The organism is Acinetobacter sp. FDAARGOS_724 (genome assembly GCF_013364475.1).
GTDB lineage: Bacteria > Pseudomonadota > Gammaproteobacteria > Pseudomonadales > Moraxellaceae > Acinetobacter > Acinetobacter variabilis.
This window is the reverse complement of sequence record NZ_CP054908.1, coordinates 2337077-2351571: the sequence shown is the minus strand read 5'-3', so window position 1 is coordinate 2351571 and position 14495 is coordinate 2337077. Positions and strand designations below refer to the sequence as shown.

Below are 14495 nucleotides of genomic sequence, written 5' to 3'. Positions count from 1 at the left end.
AAATTAGTCGTGTTGATGTCGATAACGTAAATAGATCACCCAATAGGTCAGGCTAAGCAGCAGGCTTAACACTGTAGGGACCAGGAATGCATTTAATTTTAAATAAGGATAAATCCAGCTGGCAAGTATGCCACCCACCAAAAAGCCGACCAGGATCAGCATATGCAGGATCACTTTACGGTATTCTACTACCAGACCACGCAGACGATAGCCCATAGCCAGACCTAAATCGGTCAGTACACCAGACAGATGTGTGGTCCGGATAATCGCACCTTTATAATGGCTGACCATGGCATTTTGTACACCCATCGCGACACAGGCCCATAACAAGGCATAACGCGGGAAATAGGGCAATAATAGCCAGCAAATGAATATAAAAAAAGCCACTAGGCTTAAAGGATAACCATACAGGCGTCCCAAGCGAAAGTAACTATTTCCTAAAATCAGCCCGCTATACATCGAGCCAATCACATAACAGAGCGTAACCAGAATCAGATACAAAATCTGGCGTGGTTGCCAGTCCAGCAGCGCCATCGCCAGCATACTGACGTTACCGGTCATATGTGAAACGGACTGATGCAACACGGTCACCAGTCCTAATACATTAATCATTCCGGCATTTACCGCAAGGAAGAATGCACCCAATTGAACCCACGATGGTAAACGCTGTAATGGCATGGCAATATCATTAGAAAAACATCTTGATTCTTCAATATAAAATCAATCTGTAGCGCGGTCTACTGCTGTTGTAAATAAAACATCGGTAGATGAGTTAAGTGCAGTCTCGGTAGAGTCCTGCAATACACTGATCACCATACCAATCGCCACCACTTGCATCGCGATATCTGAAGAAATCCCGAACAGGCCACAAGCCACGGGAATTAGCAATAGTGAACCACCAGCCACACCTGAAGCACCACACGCAGACACAGTCGCTACGATAGAAAGAATTAGCATAGTAGTGAAGTCAACATTAACACCTAAAGTATTTACTGCAGCTAAAGACAACACGGTAATCGTCACTGATGCACCGGCCATGTTAATTGCTGCACCTAAAGGAATTGCTACGCTTGAAGTAGTCTCTTTCACACCTAAGCGTTTTGCCAAGTCCAGGTTTACCGGAATATTGGCAGCAGAACTGCGGGTAAAGAACGCGGTAATGCCACTTTCACGTAAGCAGGTAAAGACCAGTGGATACGGATTACGACGGGTAATGAAACCCACCATTAATGGGTTAATCACCAAGGCTACAAATACCATGGTACCCAGCAGAACAGCTAATAAATGCGCATAGCTGGTCAAGGTATCTAGGCCAGCTTCAGCAAAAGTCACGGCAACCAGACCAAAAATACCGACTGGGGCAAAGCTGATCACCAGACGAATTACATAATTAATTGCATTGGCAGCGTCATTTAAACAGGTTTTAGTTGTGTGCGATGCATGACGGAAGGCAATCCCTAACGCAATTGACCATGCCAGAATCCCAATAAAATTCGCTTCAGCAATGGCAACCACCGGGTTCGCCACAAAGCTCAGCACCAGATTTTTGAGAATTTCACCTAGGCTGCCTGGTGGCTGTAAATCACCTTGCGCTGCAATATCCAGGAACAATGTGCTTGGAAATAAAATACTGGCGATGACAGCACTTAATGCTGCCAAGAACATGCCGACAGCATACATCAGCATAATAGGTCTTATCGTTGAATTGGTCTGGCCAACCTGGAAATTTGCAATTGATGCAAGAACCAGAATGAAAACCAGAACTGGCGCGACGGATTTTAGTGCCTTAATAAACAGATCACCCAACAGGCTTAAGGAAGGTGCAGCTTCAGGAAATAACAGAGCCACACCAACGCCTAGAATAATGGCGATGATGATTCGGGAGACTAAACTCAGACGCGATAGGGCAGAAAACATAAGGTTGCCTTGTGAAAATTACGAGGGCTAAATGCGAAAAAAATTTGCGTTATTTTATACTTAAATTAAGGATCGCTTAAAATATATTTTTAGATAATATTTAAGTGACTGAAAATTAATAAATAATTAAGATGGTTTTTTATCTTGATCGTATTATTTCTATACAAAATTCTTAGAAATAGCCAGATTTACTGATTGGTTTTTAATCTTTATTTTTTAAATGAATATAGAATTTAAATCAATCATTTCCAGTTATGTTTCAGTTCAATTCTTTGCATGACAGCATGTCTATCATGCAAGGAATTAAAAAATCTTAAATCATATAATGTTGAGGCTTCTCGAAGATTTCCGGAGCCAGATCCTGAATTGCCTGAAAATGGGTTAGATAAATCCGTCCACTCAAATGTGTCATGAGTTTGGAGGCTTGCAAGCGGTCGAATACCGGGCCTTTCACTTCTGCAAAGTGCAGGCGAATATTTAGTTTGGATAATTCAGCATTGAGCTCTTCCAGCGTTTCCAAAGCACTCAAGTCAATGGCACTAATACTGGAGCAGTTCAAAATCACATGCTCTAACTTGTCATTTAAACTTAACTGATTAATCAGATAACCTTTTAAGGTATGCGCATTTAAAAAACTCAGGTTTTCATCAATACGCAGTGACAGAACCCGATCAGAGGTCATCACCTGATGGCGCTGGATATTCCGGAAATGCTGGGTGCCTTCCACCAGACCCACGACTGCAATATGAGGGCGGCTGATGCGCCATAGCATAAGAATAAAGGTCGAAATAATCCCGACGATTAGACCGGTAGTAATATCCAGTAATACCACACCAAAAAAAGTAATCCACATGGCAATGCCATCAGCTTTGGAATAACGCCAGGCATCGACGAAAGGCTGGAAATTGACCAGTTTCCAGATAGACACAATAATGGTTGCAGCCAGAATGGTCAGCGGCAGATCCTCAAAGAAGCTGGTAAAAAACAGACTAACCACGACAATCAATAAAGAAGACAATACGCCAGCCAAAGGTGTTTTGGCGCCAGCGTCAGCATTAACCACAGTACGTGACAGACTACCGGTTACAGGAAAGGCGGAACTGATTCCGGCACTGATATTGGCTACACCGAGCGCAATCAGTTCTTGGTTGCTATTTAAATTGCTACGCTGCTGTAGCGCTGTTGCCTGAGCAATAGAGAGAGATTCCACAAAACTGATCATGGCAATCATGCTGGCACCCGGTAATAAGGTCATCACCAGCTCCCAGTTCCAGTGTGGGAAAGACAAGGGCGGAAAGCCAGAAGGAATTTCACCGACCGTTTTAATGCCTTGAACTTTTAAGTCTAAAAACAGAACGGCTGCAATACCGAGAAAAACCAGAATCAGTGGAACTGCTCGAACCAGAAAATCAGTCGAACCGATCCGGCTTTGTACTGCTTGAGATTTTAATAGTTTCGGCAGATAAACCAGTAAACCGATAGAAAGCAGGCCAAAGATCAGACTCGGGAGATGCAAAAGTGGTAAATATTCAATCAGGCTTTTCACCAGCTCGGGAATATTATTGGCTTTTAAAGGTAAATCCACCAGAAACTTGAACTGACCAAAAGCAATCAATAGAGCCGAAGCGATAATAAAACTCTGAATGACCGGATGGCTGATCAGCTGAATTAAAAAGCCGAAACGGAATACACCTAAAAGCAGGGAAATAATGCCGACCATCAATGCCAATAAAGTTGCCGCTTCAATATAGACCGGAGAACCCACTTCAAATAATGGATTCAGTGTGGCAAAGGTCATCATGGAAATGATGGCTACTGGTCCAATCGATAAGGTCGTACTGCCGCCCAATAAGGCATAAATGATCATTGGTAGAATACTGGCATAGAGTCCCATAATCGGCGGCAAACCTGCCAGCATGGCATAGGCCATCCCTTGGGGTACCAGCATCGCGACGACAATCAGGGCAGCCAGTACATCTGATTTTAATTTCACTGGGCTGTACTGACTTAACCATGACCAGGCAGGGAGTCTATTGAGCAGTCTAGACTTAAAATTTGGCATATACAGGTCTAAATCACAAATATAGATATATTATGCATAAATTCTGCTAAGAAGTCTTAGGATATAAATAGGTGATCATTCACATTTTAAAAAATGAATGAGAGGACAAAGGATCAAGACAAAAGACTTAAAACTCTCAGTAGAGAAAATTTAAATCAGGCAGATCGCTTTAAAATAAAACAGGACGAATGAGGTAAATTGCAGCTTTAAGCGACTGCTTGATTTACACAGTAGATTTGATAAAGCTTTTTTAACATTTCTACCAGGTTCTGGTCTTTGATCGAATAATAGATCTGTTTACCGTCTCGACGGGTATTTACCGCATCGCTTTTACGCAAAATCATGAGCTGCTGAGACAGGGTTGGCTGTCTGATGTCGGTAATCTCTTCAATTTGAGAGACATTCAGTTCATTTTGGGAGAGATGACATAAAATGAGCAGTCGGTCCGTATTGGCCATTAACTTTAAAATACCGACAACCTGTTGAGCTGAATCCCGCATCGCGGCAATTTCAAGATCGGTTTTCATTTACTATGTCCATTTATACAATTACAGCCCGCGAATTATACGACTCGAACAGCGTGAATTGATGGATAGAAAGCGTGAATTACTATGGTTTTTAATGAATTGTGTTATCAAGAATAGTTATAATTTACTAATTAAAATATAAGATAATTTTATCGTGTTCCGGTTTTTTAGGAAGAAGATGTTTCATTTCAAACTGCTATCGTGATTCCATCTTGTTTCAGGCATCTACAAAGCCGGAAAATGCTTGTATCATGTAAATACATCTTGGCGAATAACATCAAGGATATTCTAATGACTACAGATTCAGCTTTTCCAACACCTGCCAATTTAGGTATCGCGGTTTATAGCAATAATGCAGAGGCAATTGGTAATACCCCTCTGGTTCGTATCAATCGTGTCATTTCAGGCGGAGCGACTGTACTTGCGAAAATTGAAAGCCGTAACCCGGCATTTTCGGTGAAATGCCGTATTGGCGCAGCCTTGATTGCTGATGCAGAAAAGTCAGGTAAATTGAAGCCGGGCATGCACATTGTTGAGCCAACCAGTGGTAATACCGGTATTGCGCTGGCATTTGTAGCAGCGGCTAAAGGCTATGATATTACCTTAACCATGCCATCCAGCATGAGTATTGAACGCCGTAAAGTGGTGAAAGCATTAGGTGCTAATTTAGTACTGACAGATCCAGCCAAAGGCATGAAAGGCGCGGTGGAAGAAGCACAACGTCTGGTGAATGAAAATCCTGAACTGTATTACCTGCCACAACAGTTTGAAAATCCAGCTAACCCAAAAATCCATGAAGAGACGACCGGTCCTGAAATCTGGGAAGCGACTGCAGGTAATGTCGATATTCTGGTAGCGGGTGTAGGTACAGGCGGTACGATTACCGGTATTTCACGCTTTTTTGAAAAAGTGAAAAACAAGCCGATTTATTCAGTTGCTGTAGAGCCTGCTGAATCTGCCATTATTGGTCAAGCAAAACGTGGTGAGACACTCACTCCAGGACCACATAAAATTCAGGGTATTGGCGCGAACTTTATTCCAAAGAACCTGGATCTGGATCTGGTAGATGAAGTGATTGCCATTACTAGTAGCGATGCAGTGGAATGGGCACGTAAAACTGCGACTCAAGAAGGCATCTTGGTGGGTATTTCAAGTGGTGCTGCAATGGCTGCAGCTGCGCAACTGGCTGCACGTCCTGAAAATGCAGGCAAAAATATCGTGGTGATTCTGCCAGATGGTGGTGAGCGCTATTTATCTTCAATTCTTTTTGAAGATATTTCTGCTGAGTAAATATTTAACAAATTAGTTTCACTAAATCTCGAAAAAGCCTGAAGTCATCTTTGGGCTTTTTTATTGGACTTTATGCCTTCATATAATGAAAGATCAAGAATTTAAACCAGAAGCTTGACCTTCCCATTATGGTAATGTTTAAGCTATAGCATAGGCAGTGAATGGGTGAATGGAGAGCGCAGAATGAATAAACCAGCAACCACACAGTTGTACGAACAGCAGGTACAGATTTCAGGAATGACCTGTGCCTCTTGTGTCGCACGTGTGGAAAAAGCCTTAAAGAAAATTGAAGGTGTGGTGGAAGCGAACGTCAATCTCTCCACTGAACAGGCTTTTTTAAAAAGTGAACAACCTATTCCTGCAACGCAACTCGTCAATGCTATCAATAAAATCGGTTTTGAAGCCGTGATCCAGCAGTTTGATTTAAATATTGAAGGCATGACCTGTGCCTCTTGTGTAGCTCGTGTTGAAAAAGCCTTGAAAAAAGTCGATCAGGTACTGGATGCGCAGGTTAATCTGGCAACCGAAAAAGCTCACGTCACTGCAATTCGTCCTCTCGCTGTTTCTCAACTTGTTAAGGCTGTACAAAAAGCTGGCTTTGATATTCAAACCGACCGAATTGAACTGGCTATTGAAGGAATGACCTGTGCCTCCTGTGTGGCACGTGTAGAAAAGGCTTTATTAAAAGTCGATCAGGTAAGTGAAGCACACGTCAATCTCGCTACTGAAACCGCTTGGGTCAAGGCGCCACGTAGTCAGCTTCCAGCTTTAATTGCTGCTGTCAAAAAAGCTGGGTATAACGCCCATGTAAAATTAGATACACAGGCTACCGATGCCCAGACGGCATTTCAGGAAAAGAAAACCGCTGAAACTGAACAGCTAAAACGTGACTTATGGTTAGCACTAATTCTGGCTGTTCCGGTGTTTATTCTGGAAATGGGTTCACATCTGATTCCGGCTTTTCATCACTGGATTGCACATACGCTAGGTACCCAAAACAGCTGGTATATCCAGTTTGTGCTGACCACTCTGGTTCTGCTGATTCCAGGACGGCGGTTTTATCAGCATGGGATTCCGGCATTATTCCGACTGGCCCCCGATATGAATTCTCTGGTTGCCGTGGGAACAATAGCCGCTTATGGATTTTCCTGTATTTCCACCTTCTTTCCGCAATTATTGCCGCAAAGCACTGTGCATGTGTATTTCGAAGCAGCAGCGGTGATTGTTGCTTTGATCTTACTGGGGCGTTATCTGGAAGCCAGAGCCAAAGGTAAAACCTCTGAAGCGATTCAATATCTGGTTGGCTTGCAGCCAAAAACTGCTCGAGTACAGCAAAATGGAACCTGGGTTGATCTGAAAATTGCTGATGTACAGCAGGGCATGCTGATCGAGATTCGTCCGGGTGAGAAAGTCGCAGTTGATGGTGAAGTCGTTTCTGGTCAAAGTTATATCGATGAAGCCATGATCAGCGGTGAACCTTTAGCGGTGGCTAAACAGGCTGGAGATCGGGTGATTGGCGGAACGGTAAATCAGAATGGCACCTTGCAGATCAAGGCGACAGCAGTCGGACAAGATTCAGTTCTAGCTCAGATTATTCATATGGTGGAACAGGCACAAGGCGCAAAGCTTCCCATTCAGGCGGCAGTCGATAAAGTGACCTTATGGTTTGTACCGGCTGTGATGCTGCTCGCGACTTTGACTTTTATTGTCTGGTTCCTGTTGGGTCCTGAACCGAATCTGACTTATGCACTGGTCAATGCTGTTGCAGTACTGATTATTGCCTGTCCTTGTGCAATGGGCCTGGCTACGCCAACATCTATTATGGTCGGCACCGGCCGGGCAGCAGAGCTGGGTGTCTTGTTCCGTAAAGGCGAAGCATTGCAACTCTTGCAGCAAACCAGAGTTGTGGCGGTGGATAAAACCGGAACCTTAACTGAAGGGAAACCAGCCCTAACCGATTTTGCAGTGACATCTGGTTTTGAGCAGCAAATAGTATTGCAAATGGTCGCAGCAGTGGAAGCCAAATCCGAACATCCCATTGCTCATGCGATTGTGGAAGCTGCGAAAGCACAACAGTTGCCACTACCTGAAGTCAGTGATTTTGATTCAATCACTGGTGCAGGCGTGAAAGCTCAAGTTTCAGGTCAGCAAATTCATATTGGCGCAGAACGCCTGATGCAGCAATTGGGCTTAAGTGTCGATATTTTTAAAGAGAAAGCACAACAGTTAGGCGAGCAGGGACGCACGCCTTTATATGTCGCGATAGATCAGCAGTTGGCTGCCATTATTGCTGTGGCTGATCCGATTAAAGCCACAACCTATAGTGCGATTCAAGCCTTACATGATCAAGGCTTAAAGATTGCCATGATCACCGGTGATAACCAGCATACTGCACAGGCCATTGCCAGACAGTTGAAGATTGATCATGTCATTGCTGAAGTTCTGCCTAATGAAAAAGTCGATGCGGTACGCCAACTCCAACAGCAACATGGCATCGTCACTTTTGTCGGTGACGGGATTAATGATGCACCTGCTTTGGCTCAGGCCGATGTTGGAATGGCAATAGGAACTGGTACGGATGTCGCAATCGAAGCAGCAGACGTGGTGCTGATGTCTGGAAATTTACAGCATGTGGCAACCGGTATTGGCCTGAGTCAGGCGACCATGCGCAATATTAAACAGAACCTGTTCTGGGCCTTTGTCTATAATATTGCCTTGATTCCGATTGCTGCCGGTCTGTTGTATCCATTCTTCGGTATTTTGTTATCACCGATGTTTGCAGCAGGCGCGATGGCATTATCCTCAGTTTTTGTGGTCAGCAATGCGCTTCGTTTAAAGACTTATCAGCCGATCCAGTTGAAGGAGGCAGTGTAATGAATATTGGACAGGCCGCGAAACGCTCCGGGATCTCGGCCAAAATGATCCGTTATTATGAAGATATCGGTTTATTACCCAATCCTAAACGTAGCGATTCGGGTTATCGTATCTATAGTGACGATGACATCAAGACTTTAAGTTTTATTCAGCATGCGCGTGAACTGGGTTTTTCTTCTGAACAGATGAAAGAATTGCTCGGCCTGTGGCTGAACGATGCCAGACACAGCAGTGATGTCAAACAGTTGGCGCAAAAGCATATCGAGTTACTGCAACAGAAAATTGCGGACATGCAAAACATGATGAAAATTTTGCAGCAATCGGTTGCACAGTGTGCTGGAGATGAGCAATCTGACTGTCAGATTCTGAAACAGATTGAGCAGGGTGTGTCACATGGGAAAACTGCACATACGGCTATCAAAGCAGATCAATAGCCTTGAATTAAAATTCGCTTAACCCAAATTTAAACTGATCAAAGGGAGATCAAGATGAAATTCCGGTGGTGTTTCAAAAAGTATGCTGACATTAAATGAAGCCATTATTGATGTAAAAAAAGGTTAAGTCGAAAGCTTTAAAATGGTTTTCAATCTTTTTTGAAAAATTACAACTCCTTCTAAAACCGCGCCTAATTCGATGCCTTATTTTGCAATTATTACCTTCAATACCTACAGTAAAAAATTTACCAATACTTTGCTTGCAGTTTTTAAAAGCAGTGATGAAACTGTCCCAATGATCACTTGCAATTCGGGTGTAGTGAATACCTAATTGTTTAAGCTTTGTCTTCAATCGTTGAACTGTAGCTAAGTCTCTTTTACCCCAAACATAAGCAACAATCTCACCTGTTTCTCGATGGTAGGCGTAAATAAGCCATTGTTTATTATTTTTATTTCCCACGAAAGTCCAAAACTCATCAACTTCAAGAGACTCATAATGACTTTGTTTAGGCTGAATTTGGTAGGTCGATTCGGTTAAAGTACGTAAAACTTTACCGATACTGATTCGCTCAACTTCAGCGATATCTCGTATACCACTACCTCTGACCATCAACTGTAATATTTTTCGAGTAATGCCTGAATTACATCCTAGATAGCTCAGAGCATGGTCACCAATAAACTGACGTTTACAGTCTTTGCACTGATAGTTTTGTTTCCCATCTACTTTGATGCCATTTTTCTTTATACTGTCACTGAGGCAGGTTGGACATTTGATTTCTAGAGTTATTCGCATTTCTCTATTTTATCAAAATTCAACCTGCTTTGTTTCAGCATACTTTTTGAAACACCACCGAAATTCCGTATTGAAAATATGACTTGTGGTGGTTGTGCACGTAGTGTGACTGCAACCATTCAGGAGCTGGATGAAAATGCTAAAGTCAATGTTGATGTAGTCAGCAAAATGGTGGAAGTTGAATCGAGTGCAAGCGAATCTGAGATTATCGCGGCATTAACTGAAGATGGCTTTCCGCCTGAAACTATGGCTTGATATTTGCCATTTAAAAAATAATTTTAAAATGCCTAATCATGATTAGGCATTTTTTATGAAACTGCCGATATTTTATCTGGCGTCATCAATGCCTGATTAATATATAGCTTAATCAGGCGTTCACGTGAACCAATCGCTTTTTGATAACTGGTCGAATTTAATAATAATGAAGCGCCATAAGTGACTGTCCAGATATAAGATAAATAATCCCGGATTGACATGGCACTGTCTAAAGATACCAGATAATCATGGGTCATATCTTTAATGCGGATAATCCGTTCTTCACGAATACGATAGAGTTCCTGAAATAACTCTTTCAGGTTTTTTTCATTATTGGTTAAACGCTCTTCAATGACATGCAGCAAAATAGTCCGGTTTGAATTGAGCATGTGATAAAGCATATATTGCGAAACATAATTTTTAATATCATTATTATATTTATCGGAAATTGCCAGAATTCTTTTTTCATTCAGAATGATGAGTTCTAAATATAACTGGTTTTTGCTTTTAAAATGCTTGTAGATGGTTCCTTTGGCGATGTCCAGTTCTTCAGCAAGTTCACTCAAGGTGATGTCCTGATTATTATCAAGCAGTAGACTTTCTGCCATGCTCAGGATCTTCTCTTTACGAAGAAGGAAGTTCTGCTGTCTTACAGTCGTCATCTTCTTGACTCATCATTTTCGAAAAGGAACCTACTAAGAATATGCTATTTTCGCAGGTATAGCTATAAAACTAAGGTCGTGATATTTATCTAAATTTGTATATTTATTCAACATTTCTTGTAGAAAAAAGTCATATACAGCTGCATTAAAAATATTGTCAAGAAAATTGAACCCTTGAGATCAACTTTGTTAAATAAAATTCCATTTTCAATATATTTGATTTATGGTTTTAAGGCATAAAGCTGAATTATATTTTCGTTTTAAACCTAGACTAGACAAGGTTTAGCGCAGTGAAGCCAGAGTCATTTTAACAGCTTAAATTTTTCATTTATTAATGGATTTAAGTTTTAAGGATTCAGTAAATACCAAAGGTATAAAATTTTTGATTTCAAATTTTATATCGCTGATTTATGAATGACATGCATGGATTTGAGCAAAAAGCCTCAAAATATTTTCTCGAATCCATAATGAAAAAATACTCAGTAACAGGATTGAGTATCACCAGTGAAGGAATGTAAAAATGCCTATTTATAATGCGCCACTAAAAGACATGGAATTTATTTTAAATGATGTGTTTCAGGCCGAACAATTTTGGCAAGATAATGAAAATCTTGCACATTTAGATATGGCAACTGCAAATGCAATTCTGGAGGAGATGGCCAAGTTTTCCAAGAATGTGATTCTTGATCTGAACCGCCCTGCAGATGAAGAAGGTGGTGCTCAGTTTAGTAATGGTGAAGTCAAAACACCTGCAGGCTTTAAGGAAGCTTTTAAGCAGTTTGCTGAAGGCGGCTGGGTAGGGCTGGGCGCGCCTGAAGAATGGGGCGGTCAGGGCATGCCAAAAATGCTGACTGTACTTGCAGACGAAATGATCTGGAGTACCAATCCCTCTTTCATGCTTTACCCGCTGTTAACTGTCGGTGCTGGCATGGCGATCAATGACCGTGCTTCGCAGGAACAGAAAGAAACCTATTTGCCAAAATTCTATACGGGTGAATGGTCAGGTACGATGTGTCTGACTGAACCGCATTCAGGGACAGATCTGGGCATTATCAAGACCAAGGCTGAACCAAACGAAGATGGTTCATACAACATTACCGGGACCAAAATCTTCATTACCAGCGGTGAGCATGATCTGAGTGAAAATATCATTCATCTGGTGCTGGCAAAAACTCCGAATGCACCAGCAGGTTCACGTGGTATTTCCCTGTTTATTGTGCCGAAATTTCTGGTCAATGCCGATGGTTCACTAGGTGAGCGTAATGCAGTATCTGCCGGTTCAATCGAACATAAAATGGGAATTAAAGGCTCAGCAACCTGTGTCATGAACTTTGATGGTGCCAAAGGCTATATGGTGGGTAATGAAAATGAAGGTCTGGCGGGCATGTTCGTGATGATGAACTACGAACGTTTGTCGATGGGGATTCAAGGCATTGGCGCGGCAGAATTTGCTTATCAGAATGCAGCCCAATATGCGACCGACCGTTTACAGGGCCGTGCATCGACTGGTGCAAAATCACCAGAAAAACCAGCCGATTCAATTCTGGTTCATGGTGATGTACGCCGTATGCTGCTGAATGTACGTGCCAATAATGAAGCTTCACGTGCTTTCGCAGTTTATGTCGGCCAGCAGCTGGATATTACCAAATACTCCACTGATCCAGAGGCAGTGCGTAAAGCAACCGATCGTGTAGCTTTATTAACGCCTATAGCCAAAGCTTACCTCACCGATAAAGCACTGGATGCTGCACTTGAAGCACAAATGTGCTTCGGTGGTCATGGTTATATTCGTGAATGGGGCATGGAACAATGTATCCGTGACCTGCGCATTTCACAGATCTATGAAGGGACCAATGGCGTGCAGGCGATTGATCTGATTGGCCGTAAAACCACAAAATGTAAAGGTGCTTATATTGCAGAATATATCGCGGAAATTCGCGATTTTGCCCAAGGTCTGGATGATGCCTTAATGATTAAAAAGGCAACCTTAGATACCTGTCAGCAACTGGAAGATATTACCAATTTTATTGTTGAGCAGTCTCAGCAGAATCCTGATTTCGCCAACTCCATTGCTGTTGATTATCTGCACGCTGTAGGTCTGCTGAGCTTCGTCTATATGTATGCACGTATCAGCAAAGCGGCGGCTACCAAAGAAGAGAGCTATTTCCAGAATAAACTGGTACTGGCAAATTACTATATTGCTAAAGTACTCCCGGATTTGAGTGCGAGAATTCAACGCATTCAGGCAGGTGCAGAGCTGGTGATGCAATTGCCAGAAGAATATTTCACTGCACAAGCCTAAACCCGCAAATATTGCGAAGGACAAACACTGTAGAGCTATCACTTTGCAGTGTTGATAACAATGATGTTAAAGGATGAAATTAGAATGATTGTAATTGTAGAAGCTGTACGTACCGCGATGGGTGGTTTTCAAGGCTCACTTTCAAGCTGTACGGCACCAGATTTGGGTGCTGTAGTGATCAAGGAAGCGGTAGCGCGTGCAGGTCTGGCAGCCAATGATATTGATGAAGTGATCATGGGTTGCGTTCTTCCTGCCGGTTTAAAACAGGGTCCGGCACGTCAGGCCATGCGTCAGGCGGGTCTACTGGATTCCACCGGGGCGACCACGATTAATAAAATTTGTGGTTCAGGCATGAAGGCGGTGATGCAAGCAGCAGACGCAATCAAGGCCGGTTCAGCAGAGATTGTGGTTGCAGGTGGTATGGAATCGATGTCAAACGCACCCTATTTAATGGACAAGGCACGGGCCGGATTCCGTATGGGGCATGGAAAAGTCATTGACCATATGTTCCAGGAAGGCCTGGAAGATGCTGAAACTGGTCTATCTATGGGCATCCTGGCACAAGAAATGGCGGACAAGAAAGGCTATACTCGTGAACAACAGGATGATTATGCGATTGGCTCTTTAAATAAAGCCGTGACTGCTGTTCAGCAGGGCTTCTTCAAAGATGAAATCGTGCCAGTTACAGTCAGCACGCGTAAAGGCGATGTGGTGGTTGAGCAGGATGAACAGCCACTGAATGCCAAAGCAGACAAAATCCCATCTTTACGTCCGGCATTTAAAAAAGACGGTACGATTACTGCGGCTAATGCCAGTTCAATTTCCGATGGTGCTTCCGCACTGGTTGTAACATCGAGCGAGATTGCAGCACAGCGTAACCTGAAACCTCTAGCGAATATTCTGGCTTATGCCAGCCATTCACAACATCCATCAGAATTCACGATTGCACCGGTGGGCGCAATTGAAAAAGTACTGAAGAAAACTGGCTGGAATGCAGCTGATGTGGATCTATGGGAAATTAATGAAGCTTTCGCGATGGTGACCATGGCAGCGATTGATGCCTTTGAACTGGATCCTGCCAAAGTGAATATTAATGGCGGTGCTTGTGCTCTAGGTCATCCACTGGGCTCTTCAGGTTCTCGTATCATTGTGACCCTGATTCATGCCTTGAAACGTACTGGCGGCAAAAAAGGTATTGCAGCGCTATGTATTGGTGGCGGTGAAGCAACAGCGATTGCGGTAGAACTGGTTTAAGTTCATTTAGATGAGATAGCGATGCTTTTGGTAAGCTAAGAGTATCGCTTAATTTATTGAAATAGTATTAAGCCCAAAATAAAGCCCGTAAATCACGGGCTTTATTTATTGTGTTAGATAAATAT

At 42.8% G+C, this 14495-nt stretch carries 12 protein-coding genes; 6 read left to right on the top strand and 6 right to left on the bottom strand.

Annotated features, from left to right (window positions below; translation table 11 throughout):
* Window positions 1-3: 3 nt before the first annotated feature.
* The 4 genes from FOC32_RS12405 to FOC32_RS12390 all read right to left on the bottom strand — a co-directional run bounded on the left by FOC32_RS12405 (window position 4) and on the right by FOC32_RS12390 (window position 4506).
* On the bottom strand, window positions 4-678 hold the full coding sequence (locus FOC32_RS12405) for a YoaK family protein (protein WP_175967713.1): 675 nt from the start codon (window positions 676-678) through the stop codon (window positions 4-6).
* 42 nt (window positions 679-720) lie between these two features.
* Window positions 721-1917, bottom strand: a complete 1197-nt coding sequence (gene sstT / locus FOC32_RS12400) for a serine/threonine transporter SstT (RefSeq protein ID WP_004785593.1) — start codon at window positions 1915-1917, stop codon at window positions 721-723.
* 313 nt (window positions 1918-2230) lie between these two features.
* Window positions 2231-3979 carry a SulP family inorganic anion transporter gene (locus FOC32_RS12395; RefSeq protein ID WP_175967711.1) on the bottom strand — a complete coding sequence of 583 codons (1749 nt, stop codon included), beginning with the start codon at window positions 3977-3979 and terminating at the stop codon, window positions 2231-2233.
* A 206-nt stretch (window positions 3980-4185) separates the two neighbouring features.
* Window positions 4186-4506, bottom strand: coding sequence for an ArsR/SmtB family transcription factor (locus FOC32_RS12390; protein WP_104426093.1), 321 nt, complete (start codon window positions 4504-4506; stop codon window positions 4186-4188).
* Between the two features lie 291 nt (window positions 4507-4797).
* Here FOC32_RS12390 and cysK point away from each other — a divergent pair, with 291 nt between their 5' ends.
* The 3 genes from cysK to cueR all read left to right on the top strand — a co-directional run bounded on the left by cysK (window position 4798) and on the right by cueR (window position 9104).
* Window positions 4798-5796, top strand: coding sequence for a cysteine synthase A (gene cysK / locus FOC32_RS12385; protein WP_175967709.1), 999 nt, complete (start codon window positions 4798-4800; stop codon window positions 5794-5796).
* A 183-nt stretch (window positions 5797-5979) separates the two neighbouring features.
* A complete protein-coding gene (locus FOC32_RS12380; protein WP_175967707.1) occupies window positions 5980-8670 on the top strand; it encodes a heavy metal translocating P-type ATPase in 2691 nt (896 codons plus the stop codon).
* Window positions 8670-9104: a Cu(I)-responsive transcriptional regulator gene (gene cueR / locus FOC32_RS12375; protein ID WP_159122916.1), complete on the top strand. Its 435-nt coding sequence runs from the start codon at window positions 8670-8672 to the stop codon at window positions 9102-9104. Before FOC32_RS12380 ends, cueR begins: the two co-directional genes overlap by 1 nt.
* Before the next feature lie 91 nt (window positions 9105-9195).
* On the opposite strand, the gene FOC32_RS12370 is transcribed toward cueR, so the two are convergent.
* On the bottom strand, window positions 9196-9897 hold the full coding sequence (locus FOC32_RS12370) for an IS1-like element ISPa14 family transposase (protein WP_001223318.1): 702 nt from the start codon (window positions 9895-9897) through the stop codon (window positions 9196-9198).
* A 39-nt stretch (window positions 9898-9936) separates the two neighbouring features.
* Here FOC32_RS12370 and FOC32_RS12365 point away from each other — a divergent pair, with 39 nt between their 5' ends.
* The gene (locus tag FOC32_RS12365) at window positions 9937-10152 is read left to right on the top strand and encodes a heavy-metal-associated domain-containing protein (protein WP_267464252.1); all 216 of its coding nucleotides are present in this window, start codon (window positions 9937-9939) and stop codon (window positions 10150-10152) included.
* Between the two features lie 53 nt (window positions 10153-10205).
* On the opposite strand, the gene FOC32_RS12360 is transcribed toward FOC32_RS12365, so the two are convergent.
* The gene (locus FOC32_RS12360; RefSeq protein WP_005235816.1) at window positions 10206-10814 is read right to left on the bottom strand and encodes a TetR/AcrR family transcriptional regulator; all 609 of its coding nucleotides are present in this window, start codon (window positions 10812-10814) and stop codon (window positions 10206-10208) included.
* Between the two features lie 520 nt (window positions 10815-11334).
* On the opposite strand from FOC32_RS12360, the gene FOC32_RS12355 reads away from it, so the two are divergent.
* Both FOC32_RS12355 and FOC32_RS12350 read left to right on the top strand, forming a co-directional pair.
* Window positions 11335-13116, top strand: coding sequence for an acyl-CoA dehydrogenase C-terminal domain-containing protein (locus FOC32_RS12355; protein WP_175967703.1), 1782 nt, complete (start codon window positions 11335-11337; stop codon window positions 13114-13116).
* Window positions 13117-13194: 78 nt separating this feature from the next.
* Window positions 13195-14370, top strand: coding sequence for a thiolase family protein (locus FOC32_RS12350; protein WP_175968215.1), 1176 nt, complete (start codon window positions 13195-13197; stop codon window positions 14368-14370).
* Window positions 14371-14495 lie beyond the last annotated feature (125 nt).

Bases quoted from the DNA above. Each gene is read 5' to 3' on its own strand.
- sstT (WP_004785593.1), bottom strand. From the start codon at position 1,917: ATGTTTTCTGCCCTATCGCGTCTGAGTTTAGTCTCCCGAATCATCATC.
- FOC32_RS12395 (WP_175967711.1), bottom strand. From the start codon at position 3,979: ATGCCAAATTTTAAGTCTAGACTGCTCAATAGACTCCCTGCCTGGTCA.
- FOC32_RS12380 (WP_175967707.1), top strand. From the start codon at position 5,980: ATGAATAAACCAGCAACCACACAGTTGTACGAACAGCAGGTACAGATT.
- FOC32_RS12405 (WP_175967713.1), bottom strand. From the start codon at position 678: ATGCCATTACAGCGTTTACCATCGTGGGTTCAATTGGGTGCATTCTTC.
- FOC32_RS12390 (WP_104426093.1), bottom strand. From the start codon at position 4,506: ATGAAAACCGATCTTGAAATTGCCGCGATGCGGGATTCAGCTCAACAG.
- FOC32_RS12370 (WP_001223318.1), bottom strand. From the start codon at position 9,897: ATGCGAATAACTCTAGAAATCAAATGTCCAACCTGCCTCAGTGACAGT.
- FOC32_RS12355 (WP_175967703.1), top strand. From the start codon at position 11,335: ATGCCTATTTATAATGCGCCACTAAAAGACATGGAATTTATTTTAAAT.
- cueR (WP_159122916.1), top strand. From the start codon at position 8,670: ATGAATATTGGACAGGCCGCGAAACGCTCCGGGATCTCGGCCAAAATG.
- FOC32_RS12360 (WP_005235816.1), bottom strand. From the start codon at position 10,814: ATGACGACTGTAAGACAGCAGAACTTCCTTCTTCGTAAAGAGAAGATC.
- cysK (WP_175967709.1), top strand. From the start codon at position 4,798: ATGACTACAGATTCAGCTTTTCCAACACCTGCCAATTTAGGTATCGCG.